This window comes from Erwinia sp. PME.40.26/001 (assembly GCF_055556675.1).
Window position 1 is genome coordinate 994,929 of sequence record NZ_JBVHNP010000001.1, and the last position, 20,034, is coordinate 1,014,962.

At 56.1% G+C, this 20,034-nt stretch carries 24 protein-coding genes and 2 tRNA genes; 13 read left to right on the plus strand and 13 right to left on the minus strand.

The annotated features are described in order from the left end of the window. The first annotated feature begins 109 nt into the window (after positions 1–109). Positions 110–1,588, plus strand: a complete 1,479-nt coding sequence (gene amyA, locus ACZ3HG_RS04890) for an alpha-amylase (protein WP_191932674.1) — start codon at positions 110–112, stop codon at positions 1,586–1,588. Positions 1,589–1,626: 38 nt separating this feature from the next. Here the strand turns inward: amyA and yedD are convergent, their stop codons facing one another. Beyond that, entirely contained in the window at positions 1,627–2,112 is a 486-nt protein-coding gene (gene yedD / locus ACZ3HG_RS04895; protein ID WP_465332080.1) for a lipoprotein YedD, read from the minus strand. 157 nt (positions 2,113–2,269) lie between these two features. On the opposite strand from yedD, the gene ACZ3HG_RS04900 reads away from it, so the two are divergent. Continuing rightward, positions 2,270–2,593 carry a DUF6388 family protein gene (locus tag ACZ3HG_RS04900; protein WP_191932676.1) on the plus strand — a complete coding sequence of 108 codons (324 nt, stop codon included), beginning with the start codon at positions 2,270–2,272 and terminating at the stop codon, positions 2,591–2,593. A gap of 56 nt (positions 2,594–2,649) precedes the next feature. Here the strand turns inward: ACZ3HG_RS04900 and ACZ3HG_RS04905 are convergent, their stop codons facing one another. The 4 genes from ACZ3HG_RS04905 to ACZ3HG_RS04920 form a co-directional block, all read right to left on the minus strand. Next, entirely contained in the window at positions 2,650–2,829 is a 180-nt protein-coding gene (locus tag ACZ3HG_RS04905; RefSeq protein ID WP_465332082.1) for a YodC family protein, read from the minus strand. A gap of 182 nt (positions 2,830–3,011) precedes the next feature. Beyond that, a complete protein-coding gene (locus tag ACZ3HG_RS04910) occupies positions 3,012–3,143 on the minus strand; it encodes a hypothetical protein (protein ID WP_255210125.1) in 132 nt (43 codons plus the stop codon). 37 nt (positions 3,144–3,180) lie between these two features. Continuing rightward, positions 3,181–4,092, minus strand: a complete 912-nt coding sequence (locus tag ACZ3HG_RS04915) for a DUF808 domain-containing protein (RefSeq protein ID WP_465332084.1) — start codon at positions 4,090–4,092, stop codon at positions 3,181–3,183. 11 nt (positions 4,093–4,103) lie between these two features. Further along, entirely contained in the window at positions 4,104–4,379 is a 276-nt protein-coding gene (locus ACZ3HG_RS04920; protein WP_191932679.1) for a hypothetical protein, read from the minus strand. Between the two features lie 163 nt (positions 4,380–4,542). Between ACZ3HG_RS04920 and yedA the strand changes: the two genes are divergently transcribed. Beyond that, positions 4,543–5,460, plus strand: coding sequence for a drug/metabolite exporter YedA (yedA, locus tag ACZ3HG_RS04925; protein WP_191932680.1), 918 nt, complete (start codon positions 4,543–4,545; stop codon positions 5,458–5,460). A 28-nt stretch (positions 5,461–5,488) separates the two neighbouring features. Here yedA and ACZ3HG_RS04930 read toward each other — a convergent pair whose 3' ends face one another. Then, entirely contained in the window at positions 5,489–5,959 is a 471-nt protein-coding gene (locus ACZ3HG_RS04930) for a very short patch repair endonuclease (RefSeq protein ID WP_191932681.1), read from the minus strand. 72 nt (positions 5,960–6,031) lie between these two features. Beyond that, the gene (locus ACZ3HG_RS04935; RefSeq protein WP_465332086.1) at positions 6,032–7,441 is read right to left on the minus strand and encodes a DNA cytosine methyltransferase; all 1,410 of its coding nucleotides are present in this window, start codon (positions 7,439–7,441) and stop codon (positions 6,032–6,034) included. Between the two features lie 158 nt (positions 7,442–7,599). Here ACZ3HG_RS04935 and ACZ3HG_RS04940 point away from each other — a divergent pair, with 158 nt between their 5' ends. Continuing rightward, a complete protein-coding gene (locus tag ACZ3HG_RS04940; protein WP_191932683.1) occupies positions 7,600–8,256 on the plus strand; it encodes an epoxyqueuosine reductase QueH in 657 nt (218 codons plus the stop codon). 41 nt (positions 8,257–8,297) lie between these two features. On the opposite strand, the gene ACZ3HG_RS04945 is transcribed toward ACZ3HG_RS04940, so the two are convergent. Then, positions 8,298–8,546: a hypothetical protein gene (locus ACZ3HG_RS04945; protein ID WP_062742569.1), complete on the minus strand. Its 249-nt coding sequence runs from the start codon at positions 8,544–8,546 to the stop codon at positions 8,298–8,300. A 73-nt stretch (positions 8,547–8,619) separates the two neighbouring features. Then, positions 8,620–9,324, minus strand: coding sequence for a phosphohydrolase (locus tag ACZ3HG_RS04950; protein ID WP_191932684.1), 705 nt, complete (start codon positions 9,322–9,324; stop codon positions 8,620–8,622). 597 nt (positions 9,325–9,921) lie between these two features. On the opposite strand from ACZ3HG_RS04950, the gene ACZ3HG_RS04955 reads away from it, so the two are divergent. The 3 genes from ACZ3HG_RS04955 to ACZ3HG_RS04965 all read left to right on the plus strand — a co-directional run bounded on the left by ACZ3HG_RS04955 (position 9,922) and on the right by ACZ3HG_RS04965 (position 11,754). Then, complete coding sequence (locus ACZ3HG_RS04955; RefSeq protein WP_191932685.1) at positions 9,922–10,578, plus strand: hypothetical protein; 657 nt, start codon at positions 9,922–9,924, stop codon at positions 10,576–10,578. Positions 10,579–10,784: 206 nt separating this feature from the next. Further along, positions 10,785–11,579, plus strand: a complete 795-nt coding sequence (gene mtfA, locus ACZ3HG_RS04960) for a DgsA anti-repressor MtfA (RefSeq protein ID WP_191932686.1) — start codon at positions 10,785–10,787, stop codon at positions 11,577–11,579. Positions 11,580–11,678: 99 nt separating this feature from the next. Further along, positions 11,679–11,754 (plus strand) — tRNA-Asn (locus tag ACZ3HG_RS04965). Positions 11,755–11,815: 61 nt separating this feature from the next. Here the strand turns inward: ACZ3HG_RS04965 and ACZ3HG_RS04970 are convergent. Together ACZ3HG_RS04970 and ACZ3HG_RS04975 are read right to left on the minus strand one after the other, a co-directional pair. Further along, complete coding sequence (locus tag ACZ3HG_RS04970) at positions 11,816–12,463, minus strand: dTMP kinase (protein WP_191932687.1); 648 nt, start codon at positions 12,461–12,463, stop codon at positions 11,816–11,818. A 241-nt stretch (positions 12,464–12,704) separates the two neighbouring features. After that, the gene (locus tag ACZ3HG_RS04975; protein WP_465332089.1) at positions 12,705–13,190 is read right to left on the minus strand and encodes a DUF2938 domain-containing protein; all 486 of its coding nucleotides are present in this window, start codon (positions 13,188–13,190) and stop codon (positions 12,705–12,707) included. A 73-nt stretch (positions 13,191–13,263) separates the two neighbouring features. Between ACZ3HG_RS04975 and ACZ3HG_RS04980 the strand changes: the two genes are divergently transcribed. Further along, positions 13,264–13,662, plus strand: a complete 399-nt coding sequence (locus ACZ3HG_RS04980; protein WP_191933112.1) for a MerR family transcriptional regulator — start codon at positions 13,264–13,266, stop codon at positions 13,660–13,662. 200 nt (positions 13,663–13,862) lie between these two features. Here the strand turns inward: ACZ3HG_RS04980 and ACZ3HG_RS04985 are convergent, their stop codons facing one another. Further along, positions 13,863–14,345 carry a cold-shock protein gene (locus tag ACZ3HG_RS04985; RefSeq protein ID WP_062742582.1) on the minus strand — a complete coding sequence of 161 codons (483 nt, stop codon included), beginning with the start codon at positions 14,343–14,345 and terminating at the stop codon, positions 13,863–13,865. Between the two features lie 330 nt (positions 14,346–14,675). Here ACZ3HG_RS04985 and ACZ3HG_RS04990 point away from each other — a divergent pair, with 330 nt between their 5' ends. The 4 genes from ACZ3HG_RS04990 to ACZ3HG_RS05005 are packed head-to-tail and all read left to right on the plus strand — an operon-like array spanning position 14,676 to position 18,077. Then, the gene (locus tag ACZ3HG_RS04990) at positions 14,676–15,587 is read left to right on the plus strand and encodes a metal ABC transporter substrate-binding protein (protein ID WP_191932689.1); all 912 of its coding nucleotides are present in this window, start codon (positions 14,676–14,678) and stop codon (positions 15,585–15,587) included. After that, positions 15,584–16,387, plus strand: a complete 804-nt coding sequence (locus tag ACZ3HG_RS04995; RefSeq protein WP_465332091.1) for a manganese/iron ABC transporter ATP-binding protein — start codon at positions 15,584–15,586, stop codon at positions 16,385–16,387. Before ACZ3HG_RS04990 ends, ACZ3HG_RS04995 begins: the two co-directional genes overlap by 4 nt. Beyond that, entirely contained in the window at positions 16,387–17,244 is an 858-nt protein-coding gene (gene sitC, locus ACZ3HG_RS05000; protein ID WP_191932691.1) for an iron/manganese ABC transporter permease subunit SitC, read from the plus strand. The genes ACZ3HG_RS04995 and sitC overlap by 1 nt, the downstream gene beginning before the upstream one ends. Beyond that, complete coding sequence (locus ACZ3HG_RS05005; RefSeq protein ID WP_274604275.1) at positions 17,241–18,077, plus strand: metal ABC transporter permease; 837 nt, start codon at positions 17,241–17,243, stop codon at positions 18,075–18,077. The genes sitC and ACZ3HG_RS05005 overlap by 4 nt, the downstream gene beginning before the upstream one ends. 45 nt (positions 18,078–18,122) lie before the next feature. Here ACZ3HG_RS05005 and ACZ3HG_RS05010 read toward each other — a convergent pair whose 3' ends face one another. Further along, positions 18,123–19,559, minus strand: coding sequence for a glycoside hydrolase family 1 protein (locus tag ACZ3HG_RS05010; protein ID WP_062742587.1), 1,437 nt, complete (start codon positions 19,557–19,559; stop codon positions 18,123–18,125). A gap of 361 nt (positions 19,560–19,920) precedes the next feature. Between ACZ3HG_RS05010 and ACZ3HG_RS05015 the strand changes: the two genes are divergently transcribed. Then, positions 19,921–19,996: transfer RNA gene (locus ACZ3HG_RS05015), tRNA-Asn, on the plus strand. Positions 19,997–20,034: the final 38 nt, after the last annotated feature.

Below are 20,034 nucleotides of genomic sequence, written 5' to 3' on the forward strand. Positions count from 1 at the left end.
GTTTTTTCCAGTGGGCCAGCGTGAAATAAATATTTCCACGCTGGCCCGCCCTTTTCTCCCCGTCTCGCTCATACTTCATTTTCCCGTCTGGCGAAAATGGATCACCTACATGCGCAATCCCACCCTGCTACAGTTTTTTCACTGGTATTACCCTACAGGCGGCAAACTCTGGCCGGAAGCGGCAGAACGTGCCCCCTGGCTGGCTGAGATTGGTATTACCGACGTCTGGCTGCCCCCAGTGTATAAAGGGGAATCCGGCGGTTATTCGGTGGGCTATGACAGCTACGACCTGTTTGACCTGGGGGAGTTCGGGCAGAAAGGCTCCCGCGCCACCAAGTACGGCGATAAAGAGCAGCTGCTGACCGCCGTCGATACGCTGAAATCTCACGGGCTCGGCGTGATCCTTGACGTGGTTCTTAACCACAAGATGGGGGCCGATGAGAAAGAGCAGGTGCAGATTAACCGCGTTAATCCGGATAACCGGGATGAGATAGACCCGGAAGTGATCCAGGCCGAAGCCTGGACGCGCTTTACCTTCCCGGTTCGTGCCGGACAGTATTCAAAATTCGTCTGGGATTATAAGTGCTTCAGCGGCGTCGACCACATCGAAAACCCCAATGAGAACGGCGTGTTCAAAATCGTTAACGACTATACCGGCGAAGGCTGGAACGATCAGGTCGATAACGAGCTGGGCAATTTTGACTACCTGATGGGAGCCAATATCGACTTCCGCAACCGTGCGGTCACCGAAGAGCTGAAGTACTGGGCGCGCTGGGTCATGGACGAAGTGCACTGCAGCGGCTTCCGCCTGGATGCGGTGAAGCATATCCCCGCCTGGTTTTACAAAGAGTGGATTGAACACGTTCAGGAGGTGGCGGAGCAGCCGCTGTTTATCGTGGCAGAGTACTGGTCACACGAGGTGGACAAGCTGCAGCAGTATATTCATCAGGTGGAGGGCAAAACCATGCTGTTTGATGCCCCGCTGCAGATGAATTTTCATACCGCCTCTAAGCAGGGTGCCGACTATGACCTGAGTCAGATCTTCAACGATACGCTGGTCGCCACTGACCCGTGGCATGCGGTGACCATCGTCGCCAATCACGATACACAGCCGCTGCAGGCGCTGGAAGCCCCCGTTGAGTCCTGGTTTAAACCGCTGGCCTATGCGCTGATCCTGCTGCGTGAGAACGGCGTGCCCGCGCTGTTCTACCCTGACCTGTTTGGTGCCCGCTATGAGGATGAAGGCGGCGACGGACAGCAGCATCAGATTGAGATGCCGGTTATTCCCGGGCTGGAAACCCTGATACGCGCACGCCAGCAGTACGCCCACGGTGAACAGCGCGAATGGTTTGACCATCCCAACTGCATTGCCTTCGCCCGCAGTGGCACCCAGGAACTGCCGGGCTGCGTAGTGATCATGTCAAACGGCGAGGCGGGAGAAAAAACGCTGGATCTCGGGGAAAATTACGCCGGAAAACGCTGGCACGATCTGCTGGAGCAGGTGGGTGAGCCAGTCGACAGTGACGATCAGGGCAATGCCGTGTTCCGCTGTGCGGCTGGCAGCGTCAGCGTCTGGGTCGTGAGCTGACCTCCCTGTCGTGGCCAGGACGGCCACGACAGGCCCGATCAGGGTTGGGCTGGCGGCGTGGTGCCGTTTGCCACAGGCTGCGCGGTGGCGGCCCCTGCCGTCGGCTGCGGGGCAGGCGTCTGCGCTTTCGCCCGGTTAGCCAGCGCTTTCTGGCATTCAGCGGTAGGCTGCGCGACTTTCTGCATCACCAGCTTGTCGTAGTGCAGCTCCGTCCCTTCCAGCGCCAGCGGCATGACCCGCAGCTGCTGGTTGACGTTCACCCACTCCCCGTTAAAAAAGGTCACTTTGCCCGGTTTGGCAATCACCCGCTGCCACTGACGGCAGTCGAGAGTATCGCCCTCCGCGGTAATAATCAGGCTGGCTTGCGCCTGATCGCTCACCAGGCCGCTCTGCGGGCCAAAGGTTTGCCAGTTACCCACCAGCGTCGCCGGTGGCGGGGTTTTCACCGCGCTGGCGTAATCGGCTAACTGCGCACAGCCACTGAGGGTCAGCGCTGCGGCGGCTGCAAACATCCACTTTTTCATTTTTCTCATCCTGATTTTATCATTCACGCGCTACGTTATAATTTTTACCTGCCCCGCCGCAAGCCCGACGCATGCTGTTGCGCTGACTTTCCCCACTCTGCCCCGCCGTGTACACTATCGCCTGCATATTTCCACGCACTTACCCGGGCACATTGCTATGAAAACCGTTGAAGAATATTACGCCATTGCCAAAGATCTGTTTCTTGAGGCACACCCGACGCTGAAAGCCGGTATAGAAAACCTGACCGCAGAACAGGCGGCCACGATGGGTATGAGCGTTGAACAGCTACAGTCCATGCAGAAAGACCGGGCCTATGCGGCCTACGTGCGTGAGAAAAAACTCGATGGGATGCTGTTTGCCATTCAGCTGGCCGAGCCGGATAAAGCGGTGATGGTGGAAGCGATTGAAACCTACCTGCGTTCGCAGGCAGAGGCACTGGGCATGACGTGGGAAGCGTTCTGTATTAAAAACGAATTGTAATCACACGCAGGGCAGCGCCTGATTTCGCTCTGCCCTGCCGAAAAAGACAGACCGGATTACCCGGCCAGACGGGTAGCGGATGACAGTGAAAACAGCTCCTCTTCCCGGAACGCCTCCCGCCGCACGCTAAAACCATCATACCAGCGACACTCCACCATGCCACTGGCCACCCCGGTCACAATCATAGCGGGGCCACCTTCCTTATGTTGCACTTCATCACTGATCATAAAGTTCATATAAAGCACCTCCCTTTTCGGTTATCAATCGTCAATCAGTTATAGCATCTGAATATAATCCGTGCTGTTAACGACAGGTAAAATATATGTTAAATCAAAATAAGCAGTTAAAAACGCTGAATATAAAAAAAGCGTGTAGTTTTACTACACGCTTTTTATGTGAAACCTGTCGCAATTTGCGCTTAGATTTTGCAACCTTCACAGTCGGCTTCATCACCTAAATCCGCCGGCACTTCGGCCGCTTTCTTTTGCGCGTTGGCTTCTGCCTGCTCAAGCTGCGCATCAATATCGAATTCAAACATATCGTCGTTCATCTTTCACTCCTGCCTGTTTACTCGGTTAAGCCCGTCTTTATACTGATTTCTGGCGCATTCTGGCAATCAAATTTACCGAACACAGCACAATCGACCCCACAATTAAGCCAATGATCAGGTTGGCCAGGTTGCTGACCAGCATCGCCAGCAGACCGTGCATGCCTGCGCTGAAGGCTTCAATATGATGGTGCAGCCACGGCAGGCCGTGCACGATAATGCCGCCACCGACCAGGAACATCGCCAGCGTACCGACCACCGTCAGGATCTTCATCAACCAGGGGGCGGCGACCAGCAGTACGCCACCGATGGCTTTCGCGGCCGCCGATGTTTTCTTCTGCAGCCACATCCCCAGGTCGTCAATTTTGACAATCCCCGCCACAATGCCGTACACGCCGACGGTGACCAGAATCGCCACGCCGGCGAGGATGATCACCTGGTTGAGCAATGGCGCTTCTGACACAATACCAAGTGTAATCGCCACGATCTCAGCAGAGAGAATAAAGTCAGTGCGGACCGCACCTTTGACCTTCTTCTTTTCAAATTCTGCCGGGTCCTGCTGCGCGGCTTTCAGCAGGCGCTGCTCACGGGCTTCCGGCGTCTCCTGACTTTTGTCTTTATGCAGACTGTGCAGCACCTTCTCCACGCCTTCGTAGCACAGATAAGCACCGCCCACCATCAGTAAAGGGGTGATCGCCCAGGGGGCAAAGGCGCTGATCAGCAGCGCCAGCGGCACCAGGATCAGCTTATTAAGAAATGACCCTTTTGCCACGCTCCACACCACCGGCAGCTCACGGTTCGCTTTCACTCCGCTGACCTGCTGGGCATTCAGCGAGAGATCGTCCCCCAGTACCCCGGCGGTTTTCTTTGCCGCCACTTTGCCCATCACTGCAACGTCGTCCAGCAGGGTGGCAATATCGTCCAGTAAGGTCAGTAAACTGCTTCCGGCCAAAATCAGATTCCTTATTCATTTTCATCATGTTGACAACAGGGGCACCGCTCAATTTCAGCCACCGCCATATCAGCGATGCCATCGCAGTCCCACTCAACGCGCACTCTCTGCCCCTGCGTTTGGGTATGGTGCAGATATTTGCTCACCGGGCTTTCCGTCATCCCGCTAATTTCTTCTGTCGCTATCAGGCAGTCGCCCACATAAATACGCGCCGTCGCCTGGGTATTGACCATGCGTTCGCCGCTGAGTTTGTACAAACGTCTTACCGTCAGTTTGACACTGGCCATGGCTTACCCCTGGCTGGCTGTATTGATAGAGGGCACTGATCTAAGCAATTATGGCCAGGGAGTGCAAATTTTGTAAAAAAAATCCTTCCGGCCGTAATAATTAGTGGCAGAATTAGCCCCCTATAACAGTTTTATAACTTGCTATAACAAGGACAATCCTGACATGACGTTACGCCGTGCCCCCGCCCTGCTGCCCCTCCTGGCTGCCCTGTTTACGCTTTATTTCATCTGGGGTTCCACCTATCTGGTGATCCGCATTGGTGTCGAAAGCTGGCCACCGATGATGCTGGCCGGACTGCGCTTTCTGCTGGCAGGTGTCGTGCTGCTGACTTATCTGCTGCTTAAAGGACATAAGCTGCCTTCGTGGCGTGAAGCCGGTAATGCCGCCATTATCGGCGTGTTGCTGCTGGCCATGGGCAATGGCGCGGTCACCGTAGCCGAGCATCAGCACGTGCCTTCCGGGCTGGCAGCAGTGATGGTCGCCACCGTACCGCTGTTTGCCATGTGCTTCAGCCGCCTGTTCGGCATCGCCACCCGCTGGATCGAATGGGTGGGGATCGCCGTCGGCCTGGTGGGGATTATTCTGCTCAACAGCGGCGGACACCTGGCGGGTAATCCGTGGGGCGCACTGATGATTCTGGGCGGTTCACTGACCTGGGCATTCGGCTCCGTGTGGGGTTCCCGCATTGCCCTGCCGCACGGCATGATGGCCGGGGCCATTGAGATGCTGGCTGCCGCCGGGGTGCTGCTGATCGCCAGTCAGTTAAGTGGCGAGCACCTGGTGCAGAAGCCGTCGCTGGCGGGTTTCTTTTCCCTCGGTTACCTCAGCCTGTTTGGTTCAGTGATTGCCATTAACGCCTATATGTTCCTGATCCGTAACGTCACACCGGCTATTGCGACCAGCTATGCCTACGTCAATCCGGTGGTCGCCGTGCTGCTGGGTATCGCCTTTGCGGGGGAAAGCCTGTCCGGTCGCGAATGGCTGGCGCTGGGGATTATCATCCTGGCCGTGGTGCTGGTGACGCTGGGCAAATATCTGTTCCCGGCCAAACCGGTTATCAGGCCCAGCGCGGAAAAATAGCCGTCAGCCCGGGGCGGGACATCCGCCCCTAAGGCAGGGAACGAATTCCCCGGGCGTCGATCTCGCCGTTGCCCGTCGCGGCGCAGAGCCACTCCTCGAGCCGCGTGCGCAGGGCTTCCTCTTCCAGACGCGTCTTACCCCGCAGCGCGCACTCCCACACCAGCATGACCCGCCAGCCGCTGGCGGTCAGCTCGTCGATATAGCGCTTGTCGCGCGCCACGTTGCTGTCTATTTTCCCCTGCCAGAATGCCGTGCGTGTGGCGGGCATCTTAAACAGATGGCAGTGATGCCGGTGCCAGAAACAGCCGTGCACAAAGATGATCGCCTGATAGTCACTGAGCACGAAGTCAGGGCGGCCGGGCAGGGACTTATCCTGCACCCGGTAACGCAGGTCGAGTTCTGCCAGCAGTTCTGCCAGCCGCTTTTCGATTGCCGTATCGCGGGTGCGAATGGCTCGCATGTTCTTGCTACGCACGTCTGAAGAGTGAACGTCGGCCATCTTGATATCCCTTTAAAGAAGACCTTAAGTGTAGCTAAAAGCGGCCCTGCCGTCGTAGCAGCGGGCCACATTTCACCGACGCTGCTGAACCGCCTGCTCGATCCACGGCAGCAGCAGTCGGGCCACCGCAGCGAAGGCCGGTACCACGACCGAGTTACCGAACTGACGATAGGCCTGGGTGTCTGAGACCGGAATGTGGAAGTGCTGCTCCCCCGGCTGCTCGAATCCCATCAGTCGGGCACATTCGCGCGGCGTCAGACGGCGCGGCCGGCGCTGCTGATTATCAGCATGATCAAAATCTTCTTCTCCCAGGGCTTTATCCCAGCCGCGATCGATAAGGATCTCCGAACCGTCTTTGTAATAGCGGGCCGACAGCGTGCGAACCACGCCCTGCTCCACCGCCGGGTCAACCAGCCCGTAGCCAAATCCGTTGCCGCGGGCCTGGTGTTTTTTCGCATACTGATAAAGATACTTCCACAGGGTTGGCGTCAGGATGTATTTCTCGTCCACCACCGGGTCCAGCAGCGCTTTCAGCGGCGTGCGCTGCTGCGGATAGAGGGAAGGTAAGGCACTGAGCGTAAAGGCCGGTAGCGCCAGATCGCGACGGAAGCCGACCAGCACAATGCGTTCGCGGTGCTGGGGCAGGAAGTGTTTGCCGTCGACAATTTTCGGATCCGGTGAACCGGTCACGGCCGCATCGGCTACCTCGTAGCCCAGTTCATCCAGGGTCGACATAATGATGCGGAAGGTATTGCCCTTGTCGTGGCTCTTGAGGTTTTTGACGTTTTCCAGCACGAAGATCGCCGGCTTTCTGGCAGTGATAATACGCGCCACATCAAAGAACAGCGTTCCCTGGGCTTCATCTTCGAAGCCATGCTTACGCCCCAGCGCATTTTTCTTCGAGACGCCAGCCAGCGAAAACGGCTGGCAGGGAAAGCCCGCCAGCAGCACGTCGTGCTGGGGTATCTGCTCACGAATGTGCTGATAGGCCTGCTCTTCATCCACCTGCGGATCGCCGCTCAGAGTGACATCGCGGATGTCCTGGTTAAAGCGGTGCTGCTGCTGGTCGCAGTACCAGTTAGCTTTATAGGTGCGCACCGCGTGTTTGTTCCACTCGCTGGTAAACACGCACTGCCCGCCAATAGCGTCAAACCCGCTGCGGATCCCGCCAATGCCGGCAAACAGGTCAATAAAGCGAAAAGCGTAGTCGGGATGGTGTGCCGGTGGCGCAGGCAGCATATTGCGCAGCAGGCTGACCTCGGCCTCATTCAGGGTTTTACGGCTGTTCCCTTTTACCCAGCGGTTAACTGACTCCCGGGTCCATTCCTGCTGGCTGACCTTACGCAGAGTGGCTGCCACGGTTTTCTGGTCATAAATCTCCAGCACGCGCAGCAACAGCTGGCGATCCTGCTCTTCTTTATGCTGTGCCTGCACTCGTGCCTGCTCTGCCAGCCCGGCAGCCACGCGGTCAAAATCGCTCATAATCACTCAATAAAAGGGATAAACGGGTGTCAGTTTATCACTTCATTGACCCAGCGCCAGGCGGAAATTAGCCACGCCGTCGGCGGAGACGGGTGACAGTGCGAAAAGAGGCGACTACACTTGCGCGGTTAACGGCGTTAAACATGGAGACATTACCGATGAGCGCACCCCAACGCGACCTGCTGACCCTGCCCGACGGCGCTAAAAAACTGCTGCTGCACTCGTGCTGTGCCCCCTGCTCCGGCGAGGTGATGGAAGCGCTTCAGGCATCGGGAATTGACTACACCATCTTCTTTTACAACCCTAATATTCATCCGCAGAAAGAGTATCTGCTGCGAAAAGAAGAGAATATCCGCTTTGCTGAACAGCATGGCATCCCCTTTGTTGACGCCGACTACGACACCGATAACTGGTTTGAACGGGCAAAAGGCATGGAGTGGGAGCCTGAGCGCGGGGTTCGCTGCACGATGTGTTTTGATATGCGCTTCGAGCGCACCGCCCTCTACGCGTTTGAACACGGATTTCCGGTCATTTCCAGTTCGCTGGGGATCTCGCGCTGGAAAAATATGCAGCAAATCAATGACTGCGGCGTTCGGGCCGCCGAACCCTACCCCGGCATTCGCTACTGGGACTATAACTGGCGTAAAAAAGGGGGATCGTCGCGGATGATCGAAATCAGCAAGCGGGAGCGTTTTTATCAGCAGGAGTACTGCGGCTGTGTCTATTCGCTGCGCGACAGTAATCTGCACCGCAAAAGTCAGGGGCGGCCATTAATCAAGCTGGGGGTGCTCTATTACGGTGATGACGACGCGTGATAAACGCGTCTCTCCGGCGGAGAGACGCGCAGAGGCAAGGATTACTTTTTCTTTTTCGATTTTTTCAGCAGCGCGCGAACCTGTTTCAGCTCGTTCTGACTGAGCTGCTCTGAGGTCTCTTCTTCTGTATGAGTGCTGTCTACCGCATCCGGTGCCTGAGCGGAAAAGCTCTTCACCAGATGCTGGGTCACCAGATCGCTTAAAGAAAGCTGACTGTCCAGAGCGAGCGTTTTAATCGTTTCTTTTAAAGCGGGATCGATCTTGATGGTTAAGCTTACTTTGTCGGTCATTGCCTGATTCTCCTGATAATTGTCCCAACAACGTAACCCGGAACGTGCGGTTTAACCATACTGTCACAAAAATTTAATATTTCATCCCGTCCGGCGTAAATTCCGTCAGAACATCCTGATCCAGCGCACAAAAATCGCCTTTCAGCTCGGCGCAGAGTTTCGCCATATAGGTCACCAGGAAACTGGCGTTGTATTCAGCCAGCCTTTTGCCCTCGTCCGTTTGCATCGTCTCAGGTAATTTGAGCAGCTTTTTCTGGAAGTGATCCAGCGCCCACTCGGCATCATCCAGCGGCCGCTCGCGTCCCAGCGGGTCACGGCTGTCAAACAGAGATCGCCCTAACGCTCCTGACACATAAAACACCCGCGCCAGCCCGATAGCACCCAGCGACTCCAGGCGGTCAGCATCCTGCACGATTTTTGCTTCGATCGTCTCGGCGGCCACCCCGGCACTGAAGCTGTGAGCGTGGACGGCATGCGCCACCGCCTCTATTTTCTCCGGCGGGAAGTCGGTAAACACCTGCCGCAAGACGCGCCGGGTCTCATCGGCGGCCTGGGCGGAGGCCAGATGACGCTCGGGGTGGTTTTTCGGCAGGTTAACAATATCGTGGAAATAACAGCCCGCCAGTACCACCAGCGCATCGGCATCGCTTCCGGCCATAATGCGCTGTGCCGACTGCCAGACGCGCGTCAGGTGCGCCACATCATGGGCTTTATCTTCTTTCTGCCAGGTCTCGTGCAGCCAGTGTTCAAAGCGTGATTGCCAGTGAGTCAGCGTCATCGACGTCTCCTTAATTGTTTGAACTTGTTGAGAGGTCAGAGGGATCAGTCCGGCGTGAGCCGATCCCCGTTTTGGCATAAAAATGCGATCTACATCAAACTTATAGCCGCACTATTGCGGTTGTTACAGCATTTTTTCCATTTTCAGTCTTTTCCACTTCTTTTTTAATGACTAGTTTGTGACCATATTGATAAATAAAGGTTATGAGAAGTGGAGGCAACCCATGTGAAAGACCGACAAAACGCATCGTAAAAGCACCCCCGACTTATGGCCTGCCGTGCCAGCCGTCAGGGCGGTGACCGGTGCGGGGAGGCGATTGCTGCCCGTCGCACTAACGCATTGTAATATGGTAAAATGTCATTATGGTGACGCTGAAGGCAGCCCGTAGCGAGCCACAGCAACAGACCACAATGACGTCACCATCATTACACCCACTGCCACACGGTCCTGGTGTTTTTTAATAAGAGACTCTGATGATTACTTAAAAAAATAATCCAATTCTTTTTTTTGAGCTAATGTTAGGAGTTATCTGTATTGTGTTTTTACTTTGCTTATGAACCAGGAACTGGTTAAGAAAGTCTTATTAGAGGTTAAACCATGAAAGAACGCCCGATTCTATTTAGCGATCAACGGGTGCGCGCCCTGCTGTCAGGCCAGCAAAAGCAGACAAGGCGCATCATGAAGTCCCAACTTTTTGGGCCTGGCCAGGACAATCATGAAGGTTGTTATGGCATTGATGTTTTAAGCAATAATCTACAGGGTAACCGGGTGCTGGGCATGGAAAATCTCAGCTACCATTGCCCCTATGGCCAGCCTGGTGACCGCCTCTGGGTGCGGGAAACCTGGCGTGGCCCGGTGGTGCCCCCCGGTGAAATGGCGTTGTACCAGCAGTCACCCGCGCAGTTTAAAAATATTGATTACTGCCAGTACCGCGCCGACTCCAGTGTCTACAGCACTGAGGAAACCGATGAAAACTTTGGCTGGCAGGCAGGCATTCATATGCCGCGCTGGGCCAGCCGCATTGACCTGACCATCACCGCCATTCGCGTTGAGCGCATTCAGGATATCAGTGACGACGATGTGATGGCGGAGGGGGTGCAGGTCGACTCCCACTTCCTCAATAACTTCTTCACCATGCACAGTGAAGCGGTATCAGCAAAAGATGCCTACCGCAAACAGTGGGCCCTGCAGTACGGTGGCACCAGCTGGGAAGTGAACCCCTGGGTCTGGGTCATCGAGTTTGCCCGCCTCTGACCCACTGCAGCGCTGATTTTTTTCAGCGCTGCTTGCGTTTTGTCACAGACAGCCCTCAATATAACTGATTGAATATTCCCCTTATTCACCTGCGTAATTGTCACGCTGTTCTCCCGCCTCATACCAGCCCGGGAAAGCAGCCGACAGCGTCAGTGATCCAGGAATGCTCAGGGACCGGTTTCTTATCAGGCGGGAGGAATAGCAGCATGATCAAATGGCCGTGGAAAGGCGGCGATGACGCCGTGGAAAGCGGGCTGCCCTGGCAGCAGGCGCTGGATATTCCCCTGCTGGCGAGCCTGAATAGCGGTGAACGCCAGGCACTCTGCCAGCTTGCGACGCGTTTCTTACGTCAGAAGCGCCTGGTTCCGCTGCAGGGGTTTGAGCTGGATGAGCTGAAAAGCTGTCGCCTGGCACTGCTGTTCTGCCTGCCGGTCCTCAGTCTGGGCTACGACTGGCTGGATGGTTTTCATGAAGTGCTAATCTACCCCTCCCCGTTTATGGTCGATGACGAATGGCAGGATGAATTTGGTCTGGTACACCGGGAACAGGTCGTCCACGCCGGACAAAGCTGGCAGCAGGGCCCGATCGTGCTGAACTGGCTGGACGTGCAGGATTCGTTCGACCTGTCCGGTTATAACCTTGTTATTCATGAAATGGCGCATAAGCTCGACGCGCGCGGCAGCGGTGAAGCCAACGGCGTTCCGGCCATGGCACTGCGTGACGTGGTCGGCTGGGAACGCGATCTGCGCGCGGCAATGAACGATATCCAGGATGAGATCGACCTGGTCGGCGAAAATGCCGCCAGCATTGACGCCTATGCCGCCAGCGAACCGGCGGAATGCTTTGCCGTCCTGTCTGAATATTTTTTCAGCGCGCCGGAGCTGTTGCTCACCCGCTTTCCCGCACTCTACCAGCGTTTTCGCCAGTTTTATCGCCAGGATCCGCATCAGCGGCTGGATCAGCAGCAGTTACACCATAATGCGGGCGGAATTGTTCACTAATCAGCCGGGTTGATTCAAACGCAGCCAGTTGAAAGCTAAACTGTTTTTTGCTATTGACAGGCAGGAGGCGTATCGCTACTATTCGCCTCGTTCCACAATTCCTCTGTAGTTCAGTCGGTAGAACGGCGGACTGTTAATCCGTATGTCACTGGTTCGAGTCCAGTCAGAGGAGCCAAATTTAGAGAAGCCCGCTCAGGGAAACCTGAGCGGGCTTTTTGCTGTTGCGATTAATATACTCATACCGCATCTGCCGGGAAAACGACGCCGGTGGGGCATGCGGGTAGTTTGTTGATCTCAGCAATAATCTGCATGGTTGCGTCTTCGAGCGTTCCTTCATTACGGCACAGTACCCAGCCGTGATTTGCCATTTCCCGCTCAAATGCCCTGGTACAGGCAGCATGCTCTTCCAGCGTAGACATCACCGTACTGCTCAGCCCACGCGGCCGGGACGTGGCCCTGGCCCATGATATATCAGGCGCAGTCACAACCCCGACGAGCAGGTCAGGTGCTCGCACCTGTCGTTCCGTGTTCAGCTGTAAAATTTCTGCAAAGGGAACCATCCGGCGAAACGCGGCATCTGACGGGTACCAGCGATCCATCAGAATAATGCTGTCCGCAGGCTGTTTCGTCAGCACGTGTCGGGAAATCCAGGCACGGCTGTCAGCCAGACGCTGACAAATCTCCCGTTCTAACTCCAGATCGGGATCCCTGGCGAGCCGGTTAACAAGGGCCATGGTTTCCGCCCTGTAGGGATCGCTTTTTCTCTCGCAAAGCCGGATCACCTTTTTATTGTCAGCTCTCAGCACTTTTGTCATGGCCTCCAGCAGGGTAGTTTTACCGGCTCCCTTAGGGCCATCCAGAGAAACAAACAGTGGACGACTCATTCTTCAGATGCCAATGGACAGAGGGTTTGTGTCAGGCAGGTATCGGGCAAACGCATTTTACTTCCTCAGAATGAATAGCGGATCCCCCATCGGTGGTGACCTGCGCAGCGTAGTTTAAGGCATCCCCTGTGTAAACGGAAAGCCTCTCAGATTGCACCTGCTTTTAAGCGGATGCCGCTGGCAGGCCGCGTTGAACGGTAAACGGGCTGACCTTCGAACGGCTGACTCAACGGCTTTACCTTTATGAGTTTATAACCAGAGCCGCGATATACAGTCCTGACCCATACGCCAGATGGGTGATCACACTCAGCAGTCGGGCCCGCCATGGGCGGGGCGTGCGGGAAGCCGCAATGCCAAAACCCAGGGCGGGCTGCAGGATCAGGAAAGGCGCAATGAGTGTTAACAGGCCTGCCAGCATAGCCGTGGTAACAGAAGGTTCACGGAACCAGTCCGGCCCGTCCAGTAAAAGCGGTATGAAAGCAAACAGGATCCCGGTCAGATAATGAACACCCCACCCGACTAAAAGTTCGTTATGCACAGATGCGGTGGAAGCGATGGTGTTATGGCGCATTTTTCCTCTGGGCAGCCATAAAACCCAGCGTCCGACCAGGGCATAATTCAACGGCGGAACGCCGAAGACAGGCTTCTGGATCAGTGACCAACAATCCATCGCCAGAGTGGCGAAAATACCTGTTATAACCGCCTGAATGAGCGTCACACTGTCCATTTTTTCGTCCTTATTTAATGAGAATGGTAAGCTGGTCGCCAGTGTGCAACTTAAAGTCAGGTTGAAGTCAATGATGGAAGAACTGGATATCAGGGAAGTGGCTCATCTTTCCGGCGTGCTGCCCTCCGCGTTACGGTTTTACGAAACGAAAGGACTCATTCATCCCATTGGCCGTAATGGCCTGAGAAGGCAGTATCACAAAAATGTGCTGAATAAACTGCAGCTGATCGCCCTGGGGCAGGCTGCCGGATTTACCCTGGATGAAATGGCCGCCATGTTCAATAAGCAAGGTGGGACCGTCATCGACCGGGAGCGTCTTGCTGATCGAGCCCAGGAAATTGACGCCACTGTCCGCAGATTGCAACGATTAAGCCGGGGGTTGAAGCATGCTGCCCGCTGTAGCGCAGAGGATCATGCCCATTGTGAAGGGTTCAGCAATCTGGTGGCCAAAGGACTGCGGCTCATCAGGTAATACGCCTTTTTCACGCTTAATCCGCTTCTGTCGCAGGGCGGTCTGTCAGCGCCCGGATGATCATTCCGGCACCCTGACAGCATAGCGTTGTTTTTTTAGCGGTGTTATCAGGAAATGACGGAGCACTGGCGCAGAATAAAAAACCCGCTCAGATTTCCCTGAGCGGGTTTTTTATTTCACTGCCGGCACTGCGTCAGCCGTCAGATTTTGAGCATTTTTACCGTGCTGTCCACGTCAATTTCATCTTCCGAGAAAATTAATGTCGTCCCCTGGAAGGTGGTGATCGCCAGCTTTTTCAGCGTGCGCATCTCACCCGGCGCGGTGGCCGTTTTCGGCCGGATGCTACTCATCAGAATGCCCACGGAGAGCACCGTATTTTCTTTATCAATACGGGTATCGGCAGGGACCTCTTCGCTGTACACCAGGTAAGACTTGATCGACGTCAGCTTAAGGCGCTCACCGGCGATATAAATATAGTTACTTTCCGGCAGCACTTTCACCTCGAAGGCCGATAAGCCCCGAGAGTTGGTCGTGGGCTCAAACGTCACTGCCGCGTCTTTTTTAATCAAATCCGGGTTGGCGACCTTAATCACATGAAAATAACGGTTATCGCCGTTTTCGTCTTTGATAAAACCAAAACCTTTATCTTTAAACCAGGTTGTGATTGTTCCGTTCATCGCCATTTCCGCCTGTTCTGTCATTAATCTACTGAGTTTTTGCAGCGCGCAGTGTAAAGCACAATGCGGGCGCAGACTATGCCTTTGGTTTAAGTCTGGACGATAAATTTACCGCCTGCGTAGGAATAATCGCCATCTGGCGCGGGACAGTCATCCGCCGGGATAACATTTGTCCCCCTCATCGCAAGCAATCCCTGCGGTTTTATTTCTCAGACGGTCAATTGTCAATCTGCGTAATCCCACACAAAAAACATTCACATGGCGATATAGCCTGTGCTATACCTTATAGCAACTGCTAATTACGTTCTATTTTTAAGCGCTTTCTGGGAGATTTCTATGCGTTTACTGTTCCAGTTAAAAGGATGGATCTGTGCTGCTCTGCTTGCCGCGCTGCCGCTGGCACCGGCAGTAGCACAGGAAAAATTCAAAGTGATCACCACGTTCACCGTGATTGCGGATATGGCGAAAAACGTGGCGGGTGATGCTGCCGACGTCGCGTCGATCACCAAAGCCGGAGCAGAAATCCATGAATATCAGCCCACACCGGGTGATATCAAACGCGCCCGGGGTGCCCAGCTTATCCTCGCCAACGGTCTGAACCTGGAACTGTGGTTCCAGCGCTTTTATCAACATCTTCCCGGGGTGCCGGAAGTGGTGGTGTCTGACGGCATTGTCCCGATGGGGATCAGCGACGGCCCCTACAGCGGTAAACCGAATCCCCATGCCTGGATGTCGCCGGAAAATGCGCTGATCTACGTGGATAATATCCGCGATGCGCTGGTGAAGTATGACCCGGCCAATGCCGACACTTACCGCAAAAATGCGGCCGCCTATAAAGAGAAAATCAGCGCCACCGTGGCTCCGGTGCAGCAGGCGCTGGCGCAGATCCCGGCGGACAAGCGCTGGCTGGTTACCAGCGAGGGCGCGTTCTCCTACCTGACGCGCGACTTCGGGCTGAAAGAGCTCTACCTGTGGCCGATCAACGCCGATCAGCAGGGTACCCCGCAGCAGGTACGTAAAGTGATCGATAAAGTGAAGCAGGAGAAGATCCCGGCCGTGTTCAGCGAAAGCACGGTTTCCGATAAGGCCGCCCGCCAGGTGGCGCGCGAAACCGGCAGCCACTACGGCGGCGTACTGTACGTTGACTCCCTCAGCGCTGCCGATGGGCCGGTACCGACCTATCTCGACTTACTGCGCGTCACCAGCGACACCATCGTTAAAGGCATTCAGCAGGGGCTGGCAAAATGAATAACACACAGACGGTACCCGACGGCATTCGGGTTAACGACCTGACGGTCACCTACCGCAACGGGCACACCGCCCTGCGCGATGCCACCTTACAGGTGCCCGGTGCCAGCATCGCCGCGCTGGTGGGGATCAACGGCTCCGGTAAATCGACGCTGTTTAAAGCCATTATGGGGTTTGTCCCCCTCTCGAAGGGCTCGATTACCCTGCTGGAACAGCCCGCACACCGCGCGCTGAAACAGAATATGGTGTCGTACGTGCCGCAGTCGGAGGACGTTGACTGGTCTTTTCCGGTGCTGGTGGAAGATGTGGTGATGATGGGCCGCTACGGCCATATGGGCATGCTGCGCATCGCCCGCGCAGAGGATAAGCGCCTGGTCACCGAGGCGCTGGAGCGCGTCGGTATGGCAGAGTTTCGCCTGCGGCAGATTGGCGAACTCTCCGGCGGCCAGAAAAAACGCGTGTTCCTTGCGCGCGCCATCGCCCAGCGCGGCCAGGTGATCCTGCTGGATGAACCCTTTACCGGCGTGGACGTCAACACCGAACGTCAGATTATCAGCCTGCTGCACGAACTGCGCGATGAGGGCCGCACCCTGCTGGTTTCCACCCACAATCTGGCCTCCGTCAGCGAATACTGTGACCACACGGTGATCGTGAAAGGCACGGTGCTGGCCTGCGGGCCGACCGCCACCACCTTCACCCGGGAAAACCTGGAAAATGCCTTTAGCGGTGCGCTGCGCGATGTGGTGTTTGGCGATGGTCACACGCAGCCGGCGCTGTCGGTGGTGAGGGGGAACGGCTGATGGCGTGGCTGGCTGAACCTTTTCACTATCAGTACATGCTTAACGCCATGTGGGTGTCGGCGCTGGTGGGCGGCGTGTGCGCGTTTCTCTCCTGCTATCTGATGCTGAAGGGCTGGTCGCTGATTGGCGATGCCCTCTCCCACTCGATAGTCCCCGGCGTGGCCGGAGCCTATATGCTCGGCCTGCCCTTTGCTCTCGGCGCGTTTCTTTCCGGCGGGCTGGCCGCAGGCAGTATGCTGTTCCTCAACCAGCGTACCCGGCTGAAGGAGGACGCGATTATCGGGCTGATCTTCTCCTCCTTCTTTGGCCTTGGCCTGTTTATGGTGTCGCTTAACCCCACCTCGGTGAATATTCAGACCATCGTGCTGGGCAATATCCTGGCGATAGCGCCGGAGGATATAATCCAGCTGGCGGTCATCGGCTTTGTCTCGCTGCTGATCCTGCTGGTGAAATGGAAAGACCTGATGGTGACCTTCTTTGACGAGAATCATGCGCGCTCTGTCGGCCTGAACCCGACGCGCCTCAAGCTGCTGTTCTTCACCCTGCTGGCGGCCTGCACCATTGCTGCCCTGCAGACCGTCGGCGCGTTTCTGGTGATCTGCCTGGTGGTCACCCCGGGAGCCACGGCCTATCTGCTGACCGACCGCTTCCAGCGGCTGCTGGTGATTGCCGTACTGATTGGCAGCATCACCAGCTTCTTCGGCGCGTGGGTCAGTTACTACCTGGACGGAGCCACTGGCGGCATCATCGTCGTGGCGCAGACGCTGGTCTTCCTCATCGCCTTTGTTTTTGCGCCTAAACACGGGCTGCTGGCCCGACGCCGGCGCGCGGCCAGCCCGCAGCAGGAGGCGATATGACTATGATCGAACTGCTGTTAAGCCCGTTTGAGTTTGATTTTATGCACACTGCACTGGCTATTTCGGTGATTGTGGCAGTCCCCTGCGCCCTGCTCTCCAGCTTTATGGTGATCAAGGGCTGGTCGCTGATGGGCGATGCAATGAGCCATGCGGTCTTTCCCGGCGTGGTGATCGCCTGGATTATTGGCATCCCCCTCGCGGTCGGGGCGTTCTGCGCCGGACTGTTCTGCGCGCTGGCCACCGGCTACCTGAAAGAGAACAGCCGCATCAAGCAGGATACGGTGATGGGCATCGTCTTCTCCGGGATGTTTGCCGCCGGGCTGATCCTCTATATCTCGGTCAAATCAGAGGTTCACCTCGACCACATCCTGTTTGGCGATATGCTGGGCATTTCCACCAGCGACCTGCTGCAAAGCGGCGGTATTGCCTGCCTGATTGCGCTGATTATCGGCGTCAAGTGGCGCGACCTGGTGCTGCATGCGTTCGATCCGCACCAGGCGAAAGCCAGCGGGCTGAACACCACGCTGCTGCATTACGGCCTGCTGAGTATGATTGCCCTGACCATCGTTGCCACCCTGAAGGCGGTGGGCATTGTGCTGTCGATTGCGCTGCTGATTGCACCGGGGGCGATCGCCGTGCTGCTGATGCGCCGCTTCTCCAGCGTGATGATTTTCGCCGTCGCGCTGTCGGTGGTGGTGTGCTTTAGCGGGACTTACCTGTCGTTCTTCCTGGACAGTGCGCCCGGCCCGACGATCGTGGTGCTGTTCGCCCTGCTGTTTATCGCCGCCTTTATCTGGTCGGTGCGGCGCGATCGGCGCATGGTGCTGTCGTAACGACAAAAAAAACGGCGTCCGCAATGGACGCCGTTTCTGTCTGTGTTAGCTGATGTCCTGGCCGTTGCTGGCGATCACCTTCTGATACCAGTGGTAGGATTTCTTCTTGTAGCGGTTACCGGTGCCGCTGATGCTGTCATCCAGATCGACGTAGATAAAGCCGTAACGTTTACTCATCTCCCCGGTCGACATGCTGACCAGATCGATGCAGCCCCACGGGGTGTATCCCATCAGCTCCACGCCGTCGTCTATCGCTTCTGCCATCGCATCAATGTGCTTACGCAGATAGTTAATGCGGTAGTCATCGGCAATGTTAAAATCGGCATCCGGCTTGTCCACCGCGCCCAGACCGTTTTCCACAATAAACAGCGGTTTTTCATAGCGGTCATACAGCTGGTTCAACGCGATACGCAGCCCCACCGGGTCGATCTCCCAGCCCCAGTCGCTGGCTTCAAGGAACGGGTTACGCGCCCCGCCCAGCAGGTTGCCGCTGGCCGCCGCCGCATCCGGGTCGGTGGCACAGGTGGTGGAAGACATGTAGTAGCTGAAACCGATGTAGTCGACGGTGTGCGCTTTGATCAGCTCAAGGTCGCCCGGCTGAATATCCAGCGTGACGCCGAGCGACTGCCACAGCTTGCGGGCGTAATACGGATATTTACCGCCCGCCTGCACGTCAGCACAGTAGTAGTTGAATGACTGGTTTTCCTGCATTGCTGCCAGCTGGTTCAGCGGATTGCAGTCATAGGCATAGTTGGTGGCAAACAGGATCATGCAGCCCATCTGGATCTGCGCGTCAGTGTCATGGGCGATTTTTACCGCCAGAGCGCTGGCGACAAACTGGTTATGCCAGCCCTGGAATTTCGCCTGCGCTTCCAGCGCACCGGTTTTCACCGTCAGACCCTGGCTCATCATCGGGAAATGCGCCGCACTGTTGATCTCGTTAAAGGTCATCCAGTACTTCACCTTGTGGCCAAACCGTTCCAGCACCGTGCGGGCAAAGCGCTCGAAGTGACCAATCAGCTCACGGTTCTTCCAGCCGCCGAACGCGGTCGCCAGATGCAGCGGCATTTCATAGTGGGAAAGGGTGATCACCGGTTCAATGCCGTGGGCGATACAGGTATCAATGACTTCAGCATAGTGACTGAGGCCCGCTTCGTTCGGCTGCTGTTCGATACCGTTCGGATAGATGCGCGTCCAGGCAATGGAAAAGCGATAACATTTGAAACCCATCCCGGCAAACAGGGCAATATCTTCGCGGAAGCGGTGATAGTGATCGATGCCTTTGTGGTTGGGATAGGTGTAGCGGGCTTCATCCAGCGTGAAGTCAAACTCCGGTGCGGCAACAATGCTCAGGCGCTGCTTGCCGCCCGGAATGGCATCGACAATCGACAGACCCTTGCCATCCACATCATAAGCCCCTTCAACCTGATTGGCCGCCGTTGCGCCGCCCCACATAAAGCCCTGCGGAAACCTTTCTTTCATGCCACTTTTCCTTAAATGATACCGATAGTTAGCGGAGCCGCAGCCCGGCCGCCATGCGATGACCCGACTTCAGCGCCGCCCGAACGGCAGAAATAGTAGAGCAAAAATGACGGGGATAACAGCACTATGAAACCGATTGCAGAAAAGGGACTGGCTGCGCAAGTACAGCGTCGCCTGGGCGGGTTATGCCACCCTCCCGGTGTTTTCCACACAGTACCGGCCGGGGTTAACCCGCGTAAAAAGGGAAAAATGTTGAGGAAATCAGCATATTGGTGCAAACATCGACAGTTGGCTGCCTGCGATGATATTTCGCGTTGACACCCCCTGCCGCGATGATTACTATGCGCCTCGTTCAAACGATTCCTCTGTAGTTCAGTCGGTAGAACGGCGGACTGTTAATCCGTATGTCACTGGTTCGAGTCCAGTCAGAGGAGCCAATTTAAGGGAAGCAGACGTTCACTGACGTCTGCTTTCT